The organism is Bacteroidia bacterium (genome assembly GCA_027493955.1).
GTDB lineage: Bacteria > Bacteroidota > Ignavibacteria > SZUA-365 > SZUA-365 > JAOSJT01.
This window is the reverse complement of the sequence record JAOSJT010000001.1, coordinates 4,495,710-4,512,525: the sequence shown is the minus strand read 5'-3', so window position 1 is coordinate 4,512,525 and position 16,816 is coordinate 4,495,710. Positions and strand designations below refer to the sequence as shown.

13 protein-coding genes are annotated in these 16,816 nt (G+C 56.9%); 5 read left to right on the top strand and 8 right to left on the bottom strand.

The window, feature by feature from the left end:
* Window positions 1-4: 4 nt before the first annotated feature.
* The 4 genes from M5R41_17165 to M5R41_17150 all read left to right on the top strand — a co-directional run bounded on the left by M5R41_17165 (window position 5) and on the right by M5R41_17150 (window position 2,322).
* Window positions 5-919 (top strand): hypothetical protein, encoded by a 915-nt coding sequence (locus M5R41_17165; GenBank protein ID MCZ7558135.1) that lies wholly within the window; start codon window positions 5-7, stop codon window positions 917-919.
* A complete protein-coding gene (gene rsmD / locus M5R41_17160) occupies window positions 916-1,473 on the top strand; it encodes a 16S rRNA (guanine(966)-N(2))-methyltransferase RsmD (GenBank protein MCZ7558134.1) in 558 nt (185 codons plus the stop codon). The genes M5R41_17165 and rsmD overlap by 4 nt, the downstream gene beginning before the upstream one ends.
* Window positions 1,470-1,946, top strand: a complete 477-nt coding sequence (gene coaD, locus M5R41_17155) for a pantetheine-phosphate adenylyltransferase (GenBank protein MCZ7558133.1) — start codon at window positions 1,470-1,472, stop codon at window positions 1,944-1,946. The genes rsmD and coaD overlap by 4 nt, the downstream gene beginning before the upstream one ends.
* Before the next feature lie 73 nt (window positions 1,947-2,019).
* Window positions 2,020-2,322 carry a zinc ribbon domain-containing protein gene (locus M5R41_17150; GenBank protein MCZ7558132.1) on the top strand — a complete coding sequence of 101 codons (303 nt, stop codon included), beginning with the start codon at window positions 2,020-2,022 and terminating at the stop codon, window positions 2,320-2,322.
* A gap of 252 nt (window positions 2,323-2,574) precedes the next feature.
* Here the strand turns inward: M5R41_17150 and M5R41_17145 are convergent, their stop codons facing one another.
* From M5R41_17145 to M5R41_17110, 8 genes are all read right to left on the bottom strand, one after another.
* On the bottom strand, window positions 2,575-3,588 hold the full coding sequence (locus M5R41_17145) for a glycosyltransferase family 9 protein (GenBank protein ID MCZ7558131.1): 1,014 nt from the start codon (window positions 3,586-3,588) through the stop codon (window positions 2,575-2,577).
* Window positions 3,588-4,502 (bottom strand): lysophospholipid acyltransferase family protein, encoded by a 915-nt coding sequence (locus M5R41_17140; protein ID MCZ7558130.1) that lies wholly within the window; start codon window positions 4,500-4,502, stop codon window positions 3,588-3,590. The genes M5R41_17145 and M5R41_17140 overlap by 1 nt, the downstream gene beginning before the upstream one ends.
* 15 nt (window positions 4,503-4,517) lie before the next feature.
* Window positions 4,518-5,915 carry a GWxTD domain-containing protein gene (locus tag M5R41_17135; GenBank protein ID MCZ7558129.1) on the bottom strand — a complete coding sequence of 466 codons (1,398 nt, stop codon included), beginning with the start codon at window positions 5,913-5,915 and terminating at the stop codon, window positions 4,518-4,520.
* Window positions 5,916-6,125: 210 nt separating this feature from the next.
* Complete coding sequence (locus M5R41_17130) at window positions 6,126-6,713, bottom strand: hypothetical protein (GenBank protein ID MCZ7558128.1); 588 nt, start codon at window positions 6,711-6,713, stop codon at window positions 6,126-6,128.
* 234 nt (window positions 6,714-6,947) lie between these two features.
* The gene (locus M5R41_17125) at window positions 6,948-7,475 is read right to left on the bottom strand and encodes a DUF1858 domain-containing protein (GenBank protein ID MCZ7558127.1); all 528 of its coding nucleotides are present in this window, start codon (window positions 7,473-7,475) and stop codon (window positions 6,948-6,950) included.
* Window positions 7,472-8,713, bottom strand: a complete 1,242-nt coding sequence (locus M5R41_17120; GenBank protein MCZ7558126.1) for a DUF438 domain-containing protein — start codon at window positions 8,711-8,713, stop codon at window positions 7,472-7,474. Before M5R41_17120 ends, M5R41_17125 begins: the two co-directional genes overlap by 4 nt.
* A 529-nt stretch (window positions 8,714-9,242) precedes the next feature.
* Entirely contained in the window at window positions 9,243-10,895 is a 1,653-nt protein-coding gene (locus M5R41_17115) for a sodium-dependent transporter (GenBank protein MCZ7558125.1), read from the bottom strand.
* Between the two features lie 315 nt (window positions 10,896-11,210).
* Complete coding sequence (locus M5R41_17110) at window positions 11,211-13,217, bottom strand: T9SS type A sorting domain-containing protein (GenBank protein ID MCZ7558124.1); 2,007 nt, start codon at window positions 13,215-13,217, stop codon at window positions 11,211-11,213.
* Between the two features lie 463 nt (window positions 13,218-13,680).
* Here M5R41_17110 and M5R41_17105 point away from each other — a divergent pair, with 463 nt between their 5' ends.
* Window positions 13,681-16,503 (top strand): outer membrane beta-barrel protein, encoded by a 2,823-nt coding sequence (locus M5R41_17105; protein MCZ7558123.1) that lies wholly within the window; start codon window positions 13,681-13,683, stop codon window positions 16,501-16,503.
* Window positions 16,504-16,816: the final 313 nt, after the last annotated feature.

Sequence of the window (16,816 nt, the reverse complement as noted above, 5' to 3'; positions counted from 1 at the left end):
TGGCATGAATGTCGCACACCATATCGGTCTTGAGATCGCCGGAAATTGCTTTCGGCTCGTCGAACTCCAGAAGCAGGACCACCATACGGTGGTCCTGCGTGCTGATGTGTATGAGACGGAAGCGGATTTCGCATCGACCCGCATCTTCGATTTGCCTTTCGACCGGGAGCTGGCGAAGATGTTCATCTCGGATCTCGTCCGGGCTTTGACGGCGAGCAACGTCTACGCGCCGGCGGTGTCGCTTGTGCTCCCATCCGATCTCCCGCTGGTCGCAACACTGCCTCTGGATGTATCTGTCCCGGAAGCGGAGCGAACAGCGCAACTGGAATGGGAATGCCGGACCCTGATGGGCTTCGCCGACGACACCGCGATGAGTGTGTTATCGCACCCCATACGGCGCGAAGGAGCGCACCCATCGGCGCTGGTCGTGGCTCTGCCGCAGTCGCTGGTGCATTTCCTTAACAGTGTATTTTCGCATCTCACCTTCGATATCGCGGCCATCGATATCGATCATTTCGTCATGGAAAATCTCGTCCGTTTGCGCTATCCGAAGTACACATCGGACGGTCTTGCGGTGCTGGGGATGTTCGCGTCATACTGCAGCGCCGGAGTCTATCATGGGTCGGTGTACAATGGTTTCCGTATCGGACCGGTGAGCTACAGGCAGCAGTACGCGGCGCAGGCGCTGCATCTTATCGAGAGCATCGCGGTCGGACCGCTGGACAATGTGTACTGCTTCGGACCGGGTTATTCGGCGCACGTCGGCGACGCCATGGGCGGCTTGCTGCACACGCAGGTATCGCGTTGCGTACCGGTCACCGATCCCGGTGCGGAGGAAATCTTCAGAGCAAATTCACGCTCGGACGATGCGAGCGTATTCGATGTCGCGGCGGCGGCCGCAGTGCTGGGTTTGGCATGAGAATTATCGCCGGCGAGCTGGGCGGGCGCCGGCTTCGCGTACCGGCCAAGGCCACGTTTCGCCCGACGACGGACAGAGTGCGCGAAGCGTTGTTTTCCATGCTGGAAAGCAGACAGGACTGGAGTATGCTACGTGTGTGCGATCTGTTCGCGGGCTCGGGCAGTCTCGGCATCGAAGCGCTGAGCCGCGGGGTGTTACATACCGTGTTTGTTGAACGCGACCGACGCAATACGGATCTCCTGCGGGAAAACCTACAGATGCTGGGTCTCGAGAAATGTACCGAGGTCGTCTGTGCTCCGGCAGAGTCCTGGCTTTCCCGTGCCGTTGCGCGCTTTGATCTTGTGTTCGCCGATCCGCCGTATGATTACAACAAGTATTTTGCCCTCCTTTCGGGCATCTCGCAGCTTCTCTCCGGACCGGCTGCGTTGGCGGTCATCGAACACCGGAGTGATGTTGTGCTGCCGGGAGTTTCCGGACTCACCATGGATACGGCGCGCAATTACGGAAGCACCACCCTCACGTTTCTACGCGCAGATGCAGGAGAAATGGAATGAAAATCGCTGTCTATCCGGGGTCTTTCGATCCCATCACCTTCGGACATTTCGACGTCATCGAGCGGGCGCTGGGCTTGTTCGACCGCGTCATCATCACCGTAGCGGTTAATTCGTCCAAAGCCCCTTTGTTCACCACCGATGAGCGCGTCGCAATGATTCGCGAAGCCGCCGCACATCTCGACGGAGTGGAGGTGGACGTTTTTACCGGTCTCATCGTGGACTATGCGCGCGCTAAGGGTGCCGTTGCACTTGTGCGCGGCTTGCGTGCCGTCTCCGATTTCGAGTATGAGTTCCAGATGGCGTTGATGAACCGCAAGCTTGCGAGCGATCTGGCGACAGTATTTCTCATGCCGCATGAAAAATTCACCTACCTGAATTCCTCGATCGTTCGGGAACTCGCCAGGCACCATACCGATGTTTCAGAATTTGTGCCGGCGGTGGTCGTGCGCGAACTGAAAAGAAAATTCGGTTAACGGCGACGCTTCCGACTTCGCGGCATCAAACAAACCATGCATCACATTCAGCATTTACCCGAGGTTCATATCCATGCCAACGTATGATTACGCCTGCAAAGCTTGCGATCATCGTTTTGAAGCTTTTCAATCCATGCGCGACGACGCGCTCGTGACCTGCCCTTCCTGCGGTGTGGACGCTCTGCAGCGGCTCATCGGTGCGGGTGCCGGACTGGTCTTCAAAGGCAGCGGTTTCTATCTCACTGATTACAAAAAAACCGGATCGAGCACAGCGTCCTCAACCTCCACCGCTTCGGACAGCGCCTCCGCGAGTACCGCGCCACCCGCCGCGTCAAGCACGACCTCTCCGACACCCACCGCCAAGGCTGCGGAGTAGCGGAGCGCGCCTGCCCCCCGAAGCCATTCCACAGCGCTTCGGTATCTCAATAATTTGATTTGGCGCAGGCGGGGAGAGCCAAGAGCAGAGAGCATGTCCGTGCGGTAGTGCGATAATCGTACAAGTGCCTCAGCTCAGTAGGCGGGAGGTCTGGGATACACACAGGAGCCTGGCAGCGGATATAGCATGCTATACGGACGCTCGTACCGTATGAGCATGCTCACTGCTCTCTGCTTTCTGCTCTCTGCTCCCCTACCGCTCGCGGGTGGACCGGAGCAACTCCATCAGCGCTCCGTAAACCTTCTCGACGGAAAGATCTTTCATGCAGGAGAAGTGCCCTTCGGGGCAGCGGATGCTTCCATGAATGCCGCAGGGCTTGCAGGGAAGTCCCTCCAGCTCGACGATGCGGTGAGGTACCGCAAACGGCGTGAAACCGAACGCGGGAGAGGTGGCACCGAATATTTCCACGACGGGAGTGGATACCGCTGAAGCGATGTGCACGGGAGCGCTGTCGTTGCTGACAAGCGCATCCGCCTCGCGGAGCAAGGCGGCGGAGGCCAGATACGACAGTTCACCAGCCAGCGAAATGCAGCGTGCGTCTTCCACGCGGGCGACAATACGGCTACAGAGGACGCGATCATCGGCACCGCCGAGGAGGACGACCGAATGTGTGGAGAGCAACGCCGAGGCGAGATCGGCGAACCCATGTTCGGTCCAGCGCTTCGTGGGCCACACCGAGCCAGGAGCGAGACAGACAACAGGTCGCCCACCGAGACGACCGATGATCTCGCGCACCTGCATCGCGTCATCTTCGGATGGATAGAGTCTTGGCGGGGTGTCCGGATGCGGGGAGATACCGAGCGCGGTAAGCAGGGAGAGATTCCTTCGGACTTCATGCGCTTTTCTGTCGTACACCACGCGATGGGTATGCAGGGGGCCGCCCGCCGACCTGTCAAAACTCACGCGCACCCGGGCGCGGGAGGAGCGTGCAAGTATGGCGCTGCGCATGGATCTGTGCGGTGTGAGACAGATGTCGTAGGAACGCCGCGACAGCATGCGCATCACGGAAGCCATGCGTTCGCCTCCACGTTTATCGTAGGCAATGACCTCGCGAAGCATAGGGTGATTCTTCAACAGCCCTGCGGTAGACGGGATGCACAGCACATCGATCACGGCATCCGGCAGTGTGTCGGCGCAGGCCTGCATTAATGGGGTGGTCAACACGAGGTCGCCGGCGAACGCGGTCTGAATGATTAACACATCCATTACAGCTCCGGCGGATCTTCTATGAGGATACTTCCTTCATGCGGCGTATGCTTCCACCGCTTGTGCTGCCAGAGCCAGTGATCGGGGTGCTCTCGTATCTCGCGCTCAAGCACCCGGACATGACGGCGGGTGAGTTCACGCAGATTCTCCTCGCTTGCACCTTTCAGATCCTGCGTCGGGATCTCCTCGATCATCACTTCATAATGTCCGTCCGCCTGCCGGTAGGCGAATCCCATCATGATCGGTGCGCCGGTTTTCAACGCAAACACAGCGGGTCCTTCGTACGTAGCGGCGTACCTGCCGAACAAGCGTACATAGTATGCACCGCTGGGACCACTCTGGTCCGCGACCATCGCGACGACGCCCCGCTCCCTGAGCGTCCGTACTATCTCACGAATAGCGACCCCCATCGGAACGACGCGATTGCCGTGGATCGTACGCCAATGCTCCACCAATGCGTCCACCGATGGATTGTGGATGGGATGGACGACGACGGTATAGGGATGTCCGAACACACGCGCGGTGCCGGTAGAAAGCCACTCCCAGTTTCCGAAATGCCCCGACATCAGGACCACACCCTGACCCCTTCGCAGAACATGGTCAAAGAGCTCCGCATCACGTACACGCACTTCCCGGGCGATGATATCTTCGGTCAGCCGCGGCGTCCACATCAGCTCGAAAATCGTGGTGATGAGATTCACGTAGCTTCCCCGCGCGATGCTCCGGATTTCCGCCTCGTCTTTTTCCGGAAAAGCCGTGCGCAACTGCATGAGCGTCAAAGCCTTCCTCATGGGAAAGAAACGAAACAAGCCCGCACCCAGCCAGCCCGCGATGGCGCGCACCGCGTGCAACGGAAGCGCTTGCACGAGGCGTGCCACACCCGCGAAAAACAGATACTCCACGGTAGATTTCAAGGAAACAATTCCCGATCAGCGTGTGGACGCGTTGCGCTGCCAATCCTCATTGCTGATCTCATTGCGTTTGGTGGAATGCACGAGCTCGTAATCGTTGAAGCCACCCCGATCGACGAACACGAACTCCACACCCCCTTCAATGTTGTCATACCGCCAGATCTCATGAGGCTTCATGTCCGATTCATTCGACCGTCGCTCCACATAATCGGGCGGTCCGTACAGAATGAAGACGCGTCCGCGGTCGGACTTCCAACCCTTGCGGTACGCGGTACGGAATTGTTCGTTCGCCGCCGCAATGAGTTGCTTGTACACATCGTAGGCCTCGTTGCTCGGTGTGCTGTAGTCGGGATCGCGATCACGCCAGAACTTGGTCAGGAATTTCTTCTTCGGCTCCGCTCCGGAGAGGGATTTCCAGATGTTCCGCTCATCTTTTGAGCAGATGTACGTCGCCATGGCGAACTGATCGTCGAGCTCCGATTCGCTCATAGCGGTAAATTCCGCGGCAATGAGATCGGCGACAGCCACCGCGGCGGCGGTATCGAGCGGAATGTCGGGATTGAACACATAGAACATCTTGCTTTGCGAAAGCTTCATCTGTCCTGTAGTATCACCAAGGGAGAGAATCAACGTGTACACCCCCGACGGAAGCGTACTGGTGTTGAGTGATCCGACCTCGACACGGGACGGATGTTTGCCGCTGCGCTTCTTGGCGGTGCTGATCATGGTCTTGCCGTACGAGCTGACGATTTCACTTTTGACCATGAAATGTTCGAGGTCGCCGTTGTACAATTCCGCATAGTACAGTACGTTCGGCAATTGCTTTCCGTAGAGCAGAGCCGGGTTGGGAATCACTTCGAGCGTGTTCTTGTAGAAAATATTCGCCGCGTCCTCCTCGGCGCGTTCGATGGACGAGGCCAGCTCAATGTCGCTGAACAGCGGATTCTTCGGTCCGAAGCCACGGACTTCATACAACATCGCAACACTGTCCGACAGCGCCGCCTGATGCTCATCCCTGCCGATCACGGTGATATTGTAGCGCCCGGGTTTCAGCAGAAAATTTACGCGTCCGATGAGCGAGCGTTGCTCGAGATTGGCAGTATCCTGCAACTGCACGGGCACCCGCCAGGCCTTGAGTACGGGATCTTCGTCCCTGTCCTGCGAACGCAGTATCGCGTGCATAAGTGCGGCCCCGCGATAGACACCTTCCTCATACGAGAAAGTGAGCGCCGATCGCGGGAAGGCATAGTACAGCTCGACGAAGGAGGTATCCGCGCCGAAGCGGAAGGACGCCAGATCCACGTCCATTCTGAGTTTTTGGTCCTGTTGCGACAAGAGAGTTGCCGGCAGCACTGCTACGGCAAATACTACCGCGATACAGAAGGTTCTGTTCGTGAAATTCAATCGTACTGGCATGGCGGTATCCATAAAGTGCATTACAGCTAAAGTACGATTCCCAGCGAGGAAAGCAAGTCCATTCGCTTTCCGCATCCCTGCACGCGTTCTCGGCGTTGCAGGACTATCCGTCGTCCACAGTGGCGGGTAGCACAACGCGATGCGGGGCGGATGCCAGGATGTCTTACTCTCGCTTTCCCGCGACAGCGGCGGGTACGGAAGGAGGCGCCGTCATTTCTTGTATGACACCAGTTCCGTGAGCGCAACACCACTGATCATGTCGCCGGAGAAGATACTGATTCCATCCTCACTGTACTCTTTTACAAGTCCGATACCGTCGGCGAACCACCAGGTGACCTTCCCTTCGGGTTCCACCGTGAGCTCGTAGCGCAGAGTGTTGTAGGATTTGCCCTGCACGGTTATCGTTTCGCTCACGGCTTCACCCGCCTGGTATCTGTGCCGGAATAGCGCGATAGCTTCCTCGGGAGGATGGTCACCGATGGAGTACACCACGTTACCGCTGTCGAGTACCGCGAACAGTGGCGCCCAATCCGGAAACGCCGGGATGCGCACCCATATCCAGTGATGCACACCCTTTGCCGACGTGAGCGTATCGATTTTCATGTCCAGCGTTGTTTCCGGATAGCCGAAGTCCGCGAGCACGTTGGTTTTGTACGTCCACGTCATGGAACGTGAAAACGGGAAATAATCCGGATCCGCTTTAGGTTGCACGGTGCTCTCGTCTTCCGAGCACGCGCCGAGCATGACGCAGAGCACTATCGCCGCAGCGGCGAGCAGAAATGGTATTGTCCGTTTCATACCTCAGTTCTCCAGTTTGGATAAAAAATTATGCACGGTCGGATGTGAACATGGAAATCTAGTTCGTGTGCGAGGGAGATGCAAACCGAGGCGGTGAAGCACATCGGAACCGAGCAGACGGAGACGAACGCGTCATCTGTGATCCTGGGACGCAGGACATCAGATGACGCAGGTTTCGGTTTCGGGCCCTTCTGTTTCGTGCCGCAAGCTCGGTCATCGTACGACTTCGGGAGTTCAGGGGCGCCCGATGGTGGTGACGAACAGGTCCTTCCCTCGTTCTGTGTGGATGGCATCCCAGCCCTTCCCGCGCACGGCGTCCACCAGCGGTGCGGGATAGAACGGCGTAATCAGATCGAGTACGGCGCCTTGCGGGAGCTGCTGCAGACGCGCGAACACCTCCTGAAGCGGATGTGCGCCTGAAGCGAGCACGGGACGCGCGTCGAACTCAACGCGCTCCGTCGCCCCGCTCAACCAGGCCGGAACGGACTCTGCATCACGCGCCGCGATTGGGCTTTGAGATGCGTCGTCATCCTTTGTCTGCCCCGCAGCGGTTCGCAGAGTATTCACCACCTCATGGACCGGGACGTTGCCGGTGAGCGCGGCCTGTTGCAGGGTTGCCACCCTGGCGATTGTGCGGCGCAGGACGGGATTTTTCAGTTTGCTGAAGGCCGGCGCGATACTAATAAGCGTCTCCTCGAGCTCGGGATACTGATCCAGCAAATCACCGACCTTCATTTGCGGGTTGATGATGTCGCGCTTCATTTGTCCTCCTTCACGGCATAGGACAGCAGGCGCTGCTCGCCCTCCAGCGCGCGCTTGGCGGTGAGATCCTGCGATACTTCAAGTGTCCCGAGGTAGCTGCCGTCTTTGTCGCGCAGGGCGAAATACTCGATATGAATGAACTTGCCGTGAAGCTGAATCCAGAACGGTGCGCTGCTCTCCTTGCCGCTCTTGAAGTCCAGGAGAATCGTATCGACAATGTTGACGCTGGAAGGCGGATGGCAGAGACGCACGTCGCGACCGAGAATAGCACGGTTGCGGTCGAAAATGCGTTCAGTTCCCTGCGTAAAGTATTTTACCTTGTCGTCCTTGTCCACGAAGGTAAGGTCGAAGGGCACGGTGTTGAGAATGGCGGTGAGCTCGGCGGGAGTCAGCTGTCCGCTGGGCAAGCGTACGGCGTCGCCCTCCATCGCCTCAACAGGGGCTTCAACACTGTCCTTCGGACGCCACTCGACCTGGGGATCGTAGAGGCAGAAGCCGATTTCCGGTGTTTGCCGATAAATTTCATACCATTCCAGATCGGTGAGCTGATCGAGGCACATGGGCAGAAGAATGTCTTCCTCCTTCATAATCATGTCATCCACAGACTGCGTAGCGGGCAACAGCAGCAATTCCGCCGTTGCGGCGAATTCTTCCTGTGTCATGCCGCTCTCCACGGCCAGCGCTTCGCGGGCGGCTTTGAGCAGTTCGCGTGTCTGATCGTGCTTACCCCACATAACGGCGGGCGGCCCAGTAATACCCTTCTGTTCGAGAAACGGGAAAAGCAAATTCTCCTTACGGCGATAATGCTTGTCCACATCCCACAAGAGATTGAACAGTCCGCGTATCTTGAGCAACTGCGACGCCACGGCATCGGCGGGTAACTGCGTGGCGGGGGCGCAGAGTTCGCGGATTTCGTGCGTCAATTTCTGTAACTCGCGGTTTTCCTTCGAAAAAGTATCGGCGGGATGGCCCGGCGGTACGAGACGAATATTGCTGTGATCGATCTTGCCGTCGAGTACGCGCGTGTGAATATCGCAGAATGCCAATACTTCTTCCTGCGGGAGACCTTCGGCGATCAGTTCCTGCTCCACTTCCACGACCTCGCCGTAGGGGATGCTTCCGAGAATTTCCTCCAGCCGTGTCCGAACCTGCTCGGGAGCCTCGCCTTTGTGCAACTGGAGAATAAGGTGCTTGAGAAGCTCTTTGCGTTTTTGTGCATTATTGATCAGTTCGCTCATATTGTCCTCAAATCGTTCATTTCATCGACTTTTTTGTCGATGTTCATTATAAACATAGAGTCTTTTATCGATTTTTGCAAGCGGGCGTCGTGCGTCGACAAGCCGTTTCGTCCTTCTTCAACAAATTGTCATGGGAAGCGAATCCGAGCCACCACCCCCATCATGTAGAGACCCATCACGTAGAGACGTTGCATGTAACGTCTCTACGTGCATCGTGGAAGATGTCATAAGCAGATGGCGAGGATTATCCGAAAACTATCCGGCAACGTCGCAGCGATCAATTCCTAATTCCCGATTCCCTCCGCCGGCGGACCGATTTTCGAATCACACGGGAGACGTCGCGGCAGAGACGTTGCGCTGGGATGTCGAGCATCACCCAAAAATTTTCCTGCAACGTCTCTGCTTATGCAACGTCTCTACTCATCGTCGTGCGGATCCTGCGGTATGCGCAGGACGCGGATGAACAGCGTGATTACGGTGACGAGAACAATGCTCCAGGTGACGAGCATGGTGATGAGTCCTGCGCGCGTCATACCACCTCCGTATGCATGTGTTGCTGTTCACGCTTTCTGAATGCCGCCCATACCGCCACGCCGATGGCCGTGAACGTAAAGAGCAATAGTGTGCGCGTCATGTCGAGTATGAAAACCTTCGTCGGTTCGCCCTCGATAAACCAGCGCGTGTCGTTGTTGCCAAGATGCAGCACCATGCCGATCACGCTGTCCGTCTCCAATGGCCAGCCGCCTCCGCTGAACAGCGTACCGAGGGCCGCCGCCCAGTCGCCGCCGACTGGTTTGACCAGCGCGCCCACAAACACGGCGAGCAGGAACACCGGTGTAACATAGCGCATGATGTACTTGAAAATGACGGGGACCTTAAGATCGGCACCTTTGTTGATTTCAGCCCAGCCCTTGTCTATGCCGAAGACCCAGGCGAAGAGTATGATCTCCGCCAGCGCGAATACCACGAGCGCGAAGGTGCCAGCCCAATAGTCGAATTCATTGAAAGCGCCCCCGTTGTACAGGATCACGCAAGGCAGCGAGAGCATCAGCAGGATAATGCCGAAAATGATGACCGCGCGTTTTCGGGGTATCTTGAATTCGTCCTGCATGAAGGCCATGACCGGTTGCCCCATCGCCAGCGAACTCGTTATGCCCGCGAAAAACAGCAGGCCGAACCACGCCACCCCGGCCAGCACCGACAGCACCGATCCCCATTGCTGAAACAGTGTCGGCATGGTGCGGAAGCCCATCTCGAAGCCCACATGCGCGCTGAGCCAGTCCAGACCGAGATACGCCGCCGCGATCGGAACAATGATGGTGCCGCCGAGCACAACCTCCACGGTCTCGTTCATCCACCCGGCGGTGGAGGCGTTGAGCGCGATGTCGTCTTTCTCGCGCAAATACGACGCATAGCAGTGTATGGAGCCCATGCCCACGGACAGTGTGAAAAAGATCTGTCCCGCCGCCGCGAGCCAGACTTTGGGATTGGTCAGCGAATCGAACTGCGGCGTCCAAAGGAAATTCAGACCCATCATCGCGTCGAACACCGCGCCCTGCTCACCGGCGTCCAGTGTCAGCGAGCGTATGGTCAGGAAAATCGCGAACACGATGAGTATGGGCATACCGATCTTGCTCGCGATTTCGACGCCCTTCTGCAAACCACGCGAAAGTATCCACAAATTCAGCATCACGGTGATGAGGAAGAATATCACCGCGGGACCGGAAAAACTCACGATGCCCTGATCGGAACCGAGATACCAACTGAAGAAATCGGATACACCTTGCGGGGATTTGTCCGCGAAAGTGCCGATAAGTGAGTACCAGACATACCCCAGCGTCCAGGATTCGATGTATGCGTAATACGCCGCCACCGTCAGGTTCGTAAAAATGCCGAACACGCCGATATACTTCCAGTACCAGGCCTTCCCCATCGCGTGCATGGCGCCGGGTGTGGAGTGATGCCCGAATCGCCCCCCGTGCCTGCCGATCGCCCACTCGATCCAGAGCAACGGAATACCCATGAGCACAAAAGACACGAGATACGGAATGATGAAAGCGCCGCCGCCATTCTGCACGGCCTGCGCCGGGAAACGGAGGAAGTTCCCGAGGCCTACGGCATTACCCGCGACAGCGAGCACGAGTCCGACGCGCGAACCCCAGTGTTCTTGTTGAGAACTCATCAGCAGACCGCTCCTTGCTGTGATGTAGTTTCGATGGATACACGATCGTCCCGTTCTTTCGCCGTCCTGCCGGCGAAATACCACGATGGCGGAATATGGCACGCGGGCGCGGCGCGATTCCGGGTATTTCTTTCAGGGACTGGTAGGGAAAAAATGCGTGTATGTGCAATGAGAAACAAATCCCCGAAACGGTTTTTTCATCCCGTGCCGGGGTGACGTCCGGTATGGAAAAATATCCGCTTTAGACGGGACGCGCCCGCATCGATCCATACGATACGGGCGCGTGTCAGTACCAGCAGACATCCCGGACAGAACCTATCGCATAATCATCACGGGCTTGCTTACCCTGATACCGCCGGCCTCAAGAACGAGCAAATAACAACCCGGAGGAAGTCCGCGTCCGTCTATCTCCAACGGTGTCACGCCCTGCGTCAACAAACGGTGCGACGCAACGGTTTGGCGCTCGCGACCCAGGAGATCGTATAGCGCTACCGTAGCCCGCTCGTCCACCGGCATAGCGACGCGCACCGAGGCGTACGTATTGACCGGGTGCGGAGAGATGTCGAGCAGCTTCGGGCTCGCAGGAAGATGTGCTACTTCACCAGAGGCGTTCGGACCGGTTTCGAGGAACAGACACAGTCCCCCGGCATCATCTCCGACAATGATATCGAGACGACCGTCGTTGTTGACGTCCGCCACGTACGGGATAGCGCCGGAATAGACGTCAATACCGGCCAGTGTATCGGCGACTTTCACGAATTCCTCCCCATGAAGCTGTGTTTGTCTGAAAAGGGCAAGGACCCCTCCATTGCCGACGAGCATTTCCAGGACACCGTCTCCGTCCAGATCTTCCACGGCAAACCCTCTCCCCCGATTGACGAGATTGCTCCATATTACGTTCTCACGTTTCAGAGCAAACGAGGAGGAACCGGGAGCGTCCTGCTCGAAATGGTCCATCCTCCCGCATGCCACGAGCAGATCCAGCAGCCCGTCGTTGTCAAGATCCCTGAACACCAGCGGTTGAATGTTCCCGTTGGTCTGGATCTGCCCGGCGAGAAAGCTGCCTGGCACCATCTCGAATTCGAACGGCGCATCGGCTTTCTGCTGATACTGGTAAATCGTATCCTGGTTCAAGCGTGCAATAAAGAGATCCAGGCGTCCGTCGCCGTTAAGATCGGTAAAAGAGAGTGAGCCGCTTTGCTGCACACGGATATCGTTGAAATTATTGGAAACCACAGTGACAGTCAGAGCGCCCGGAGCGGTCTGTGTCATGTGCATAAGGGGGTGGCGAAGCATATAGGATTCGCCCATGGGGATGTCGCTACGCAGAATGTCCAGTCGTCCGTCACGGTCCAGATCCGTGACGGCAAAGATGGTTTCCCGCCCGAAATCCCAGGCGTTCAGCACATCATGTTGCAGCACGTTACTGAATTGTGTGGAATTCGCCGCACTCTGTTCCCTGTGCTCCACCGTACCGGCTCCGTATCCGATGAAGCAGTCCAACAGCCCGTCGTTGTCCACGTCAATAAAAAACGGAGCCCCGAGCGTGTTTTTCGGAATACCACTCCAACGCTTTTCCACGAGTAGAAACGAATCCTTGACGGTTTCATGCGCTTCGAAATGCATGACGTCGCCATCCCAACTGCCCATTACTACGTCCAGTGCGCCGTCAGCATCAAAATCCGATACGCCAAGCCGGTTGGAACTGCCGAGATTGGTGTCGAATTTCAAATTGGAGGCCTTGACGAAGTTTGTCGACTGTGGCGCATCCTGCGTGTACCGTTCAATTTTCCCGCTGCTGGAGCCGTAAATGAGATCCAGCAAACCGTCTCCCTCAATGTCTGTGAAAAACGGATTGGGAGAGGCCGGGGTCGTAATAGCACCGAAATAGTTCGTCACCATTTCGAATTCCGCTACTCCCGGTGCGGTTTGTACATAGTGCACCAATCGCCCTCCGCTCTCCCCCACCAGGAGATCGAGCCGTCCGTCGCTGTCGATATCCGCGACGGTGAGCGCCGCTTGACTGGCGTTTCTCAGTTTCATGAAACGCCGGTCGAGCAGGCGAAATTCCTGTCCGTTAACCGCCGTCTGTTCGAAGCGCATGATGACGCCGGATTCCGTACCGACAAGCATGTCCAGTCTGCCGTTGCCGTCGAGATCAATGATGACCGGTGATGGTCGGTTGACACCGATGCCCCAGCCGAAATCCTGCACTTCTCTGTAGTTCTGTGCCATGGCAGTGCGCACGGCGAAAAAACCGAAAAGCAGAGCCGTAACTGCGAACGCCGTACGACCACGCGGGACTGAAACAAGGTTCTTCATACAAGGTCCTCCTATTGAATGAAAGGTGCGTCTCTTCTGCGTCGTTGGGATGGGAAGCGTCTTGATGCAGCCGGGAAGAAGCGCTATGCCCAGACACATGCAGCCCGGCTCCATGCGGAATGCGCGCCCGTGGACTGGCGTACAACAGATGCTTCCACATCGGGAAACCCAAGAATCGAATGCGATAAACTACAAAACGATACGATGCCCCGCAAACAGATTTCAACGGTGTCGTGTGAACCAGGGAAAATCAGGCCGTTCCTATTCGCGCCGGGCGACCCGGCACAAATTGGTTGCATACAAATGAACCGATCTGTCGTACATTACGGTTCTGGAAGGATTCGCACGGGTCTCGACCGGATCGTCCTGCCCCGTCCCGCATCCAACACATTGTTCGGGAGCCGACTAAACCATACAGCCGGCCGCGTGTCAAACACAAGATGTATCATTTTTCAGCTCATCCATGCGTTTCATCGTCACTTCTCTGCTCTTCTTCGCCGTCTCGGGCTCACTTTTTTCGCAAAGCTATTCCATCCGTGGACGCGCTGTTTCCGAAAGCGACAATGTGCCGCTACGCAGCGCAAACGTCGTTCTGTTTCAATTACCCGACTCCAGCAGCCGTGGGATGGTCACGGATGCGAATGGACGCTTCGAATTCAGCGGTGTCAAACCAGGCAGTTATGTCGTGCGTGTGTCGTATATCGGTTTCGCAACCATCAATCGCGAAATCACCGTACGGCGCGAGGATGTAATGCTCGGGCGCATCGCCCTCAAGGAAGACGACATTCGTCTCGGAGAGGTTGAGGTGACGGGCAAAGCGCCGGCTGCCGTGATCAAGGACGACACGTTGGAGTACGACGCGCGCGCATACAAAATCAGCCGCGACGCTTCCGCTGAAAATCTGGTGGAGAAAATGCCGGGCATCACCGTGGAAAGCGGAACGGTCAAGTCGCAGGGCGAGGAGGTGAGAAAGGTCATGGTAGACAACCGTGAATTTTTCGGCGACGACGCCCGCGCCGTGCTGCGCAACATTCCCGCGGAAGTCATCGAGAAGATTCAGGTGTACGACAGGCAAAGCGAGCAATCCCGATTCACCGGTTTCAGCGACGGAAATGAGACGAAAACCATCAACCTCATAACCCGCGAATTTATGCGCAACGCCACGTTCGGAAAGCTGTACGGTGGCGCCGGGGAGAATGAACTGTACCGCGCGGGCGGCATCATGAATTTCTTCAATGGCGATCAACGCATCAGCCTGCTGGCAATGACAAACAACGTGAACGAGCAGAACTTCTCCATCGACGACTTGCTCGGCGTCATGGGCGGTTCGTCCCGCGGCGGGGCCATGCGCACCATGATGAGCCGTTTGGGCGGACTCGCAGGAGGGATGCGTCCACCGGGCGGCTTCGGCGGATTCGGCGGCGGCCTGGGAGACTTCATGGTCACCGCGAGCAACGGAATCGCAACGACGCATGCGTTCGGCATCAACTACATGGATAAATGGAGCGAGAATGTAGAGGCGACGGCGAGCTACTTCTTCAATTACTCGAACAGCGACGCGCGCAACGCAGTGCTCCGGGAGTATGTGCTGACGGGACAAAGCGGTCAACTCTACGATGAGCTGGAAGTGGCCGAAAGCACAAACATGAATCACCGGATGAACCTGCGCGTTGAGTGGAGTATTGATTCGCTGAATTCGCTGCTCTACACGCCGCGCCTGTCCGCGCAGGCGAATGACGGAAACAGCATGACCTCGGCCGCCACGCAGTTTGCCGGCATGGGACTCAACAATGGTTTCTCCTCTTTTTCCTCGGATCTGACCGGCATGAGTGTGCGCAATGAACTCCTGTACCGCAGACGTTTCGAAACGCGGGGACGTACGTTTTCGCTTCGGGTCAGCAATGACCTTTCCAACAATGACGGCAACAACGCACTGCTGTCGCGATACGAAACCTTCGGCCAGGGTGCTTCTCTCGACTCGCTCGATCAGCGCGGCAAACTGGACAAGCGCGGGTTTACCATCGGTGCGGACGCTCAATACACCGAACCCGTCGCCGACAAAATGCAGGTACTCGTCCGCTACGAAAATTCGTGGAACGACAATTTCTCCGACAAGAAAACGTACAATCTCGACACCTTTTCCGGATTGTACGACATTCTGGATCCGTTGATCAGCAACGAATTCGCGAGCAATTACTTCACGCAGCAGGCCGGTGCGGGCTTGCGGTACGAGGACGCGGATTTCCGCATCAACGTGGATGCGGCCTGGCAAACGGCGTCGCTGCGCAGCGAACAGCAATATCCGTACACGTCCACACTCGACCGTACGTTCACCACGATAATGCCCCGCGCGATGATGCGATGGAAACTGTCGAGCAGTTCAGAGTGGCATCTTTTTTACCGTACACGGACAAGTTCTCCCAGTGTTGACCAGCTGCAGGACGTCGTGGACAATTCGAATCCGCTTCAGCTCTCGATCGGAAATCCCGGATTGGATCAGAGTTACACCCATTTCATCGGAACGCGATTCAGCACGACACATGCGGAGAGTGGCGGCTACCTGTTCACATTCTTTTCCGCTTCGGCTACCGATGACTATGTAGGCAGCAGTTCCTTTCTCGCCCGAAGCGACACGACGATTTACGGCGTGCCGATGCTTCGTGGAGCACAGCTCACGCGTCCTGTGAATCTCAGCGGAAATTATTCGGTGCGCAGTTTCATCACGTACGGACGGCCGGTAAGCTGGCTCAAATCGAATCTGAATCTAAACCTGATGGGCAGCTACTCGCGCATGCCGAGCATGATCAACGAGCAGATGAATTACGCGTATCAGCCCATGCTGGGTGTGGGCGTAGTCCTTGCCAGCAACATTTCCGAGGACTTCGACTTCACCTTGTCCTCGCAAACCAACGTGAATTGGGTGGAGAACAGCCTGCGCGCCGACGCCGATCAGCGCTATATCAACCAGACCACACGTTTCCGTTTGAACTGGATCTTCCTCGGTGGGTTAGTGTTTACATCCGATCTGGCGCACAACAAGTACAGCGGTCTCGCCGAAGGGTACAATGATGAGGTGTTGCTCTGGAACCTGAGTTTCGGATACAAATTCCTTGCGGACGATCAGGCCGAACTCAAGCTCACGGTGTTCGATGTGCTCAAGCAGAATCAGAACATCCTCCGCAACGTCACGGAAACCTATATTGAAGACACACGTTCCAACGTGCTTCAACGCTACGCCCTGCTCACGTTCAGCTACACGATACGGAGCTTTGGGCCGAGGCGGTGACGGAGGCCATTCCATGATTGCATGAGGCGTGCAGCTTCAACACGCTCCGCGCCCATCGCAGCGTTCGTCGAAGAGCTTCCCATACGGGGCTTCTCCGTTCCGGAACATTCAGGGATTCACACACCGGACGATAGATTTTCAGTCAGTACTAAGAGCAGGACTGTCTGGTCGCGCCGTAAGCATCTCCAAGGGAGGACCTTGCGCCGCAAGACATCACAGCGATCACCAGGGAGGTATTGCCTTTCTATGCAAGAATGTGTACTATGCGCGAGCGATTCCTTACCATAGACGCTTCCGTCGGCGCTCCCTGTGC

Bases quoted from the DNA above. Each gene is read 5' to 3' on its own strand.
- M5R41_17165 (MCZ7558135.1), top strand. From the start codon at position 5: ATGAATGTCGCACACCATATCGGTCTTGAGATCGCCGGAAATTGCTTT.
- rsmD (MCZ7558134.1), top strand. From the start codon at position 916: ATGAGAATTATCGCCGGCGAGCTGGGCGGGCGCCGGCTTCGCGTACCG.
- coaD (MCZ7558133.1), top strand. From the start codon at position 1,470: ATGAAAATCGCTGTCTATCCGGGGTCTTTCGATCCCATCACCTTCGGA.
- M5R41_17150 (MCZ7558132.1), top strand. From the start codon at position 2,020: ATGCCAACGTATGATTACGCCTGCAAAGCTTGCGATCATCGTTTTGAA.
- M5R41_17145 (MCZ7558131.1), bottom strand. From the start codon at position 3,588: ATGGATGTGTTAATCATTCAGACCGCGTTCGCCGGCGACCTCGTGTTG.
- M5R41_17135 (MCZ7558129.1), bottom strand. From the start codon at position 5,915: ATGCCAGTACGATTGAATTTCACGAACAGAACCTTCTGTATCGCGGTA.
- M5R41_17130 (MCZ7558128.1), bottom strand. From the start codon at position 6,713: ATGAAACGGACAATACCATTTCTGCTCGCCGCTGCGGCGATAGTGCTC.
- M5R41_17125 (MCZ7558127.1), bottom strand. From the start codon at position 7,475: ATGAAGCGCGACATCATCAACCCGCAAATGAAGGTCGGTGATTTGCTG.
- M5R41_17120 (MCZ7558126.1), bottom strand. From the start codon at position 8,713: ATGAGCGAACTGATCAATAATGCACAAAAACGCAAAGAGCTTCTCAAG.
- M5R41_17115 (MCZ7558125.1), bottom strand. From the start codon at position 10,895: ATGAGTTCTCAACAAGAACACTGGGGTTCGCGCGTCGGACTCGTGCTC.
- M5R41_17110 (MCZ7558124.1), bottom strand. From the start codon at position 13,217: ATGAAGAACCTTGTTTCAGTCCCGCGTGGTCGTACGGCGTTCGCAGTT.
- M5R41_17105 (MCZ7558123.1), top strand. From the start codon at position 13,681: ATGCGTTTCATCGTCACTTCTCTGCTCTTCTTCGCCGTCTCGGGCTCA.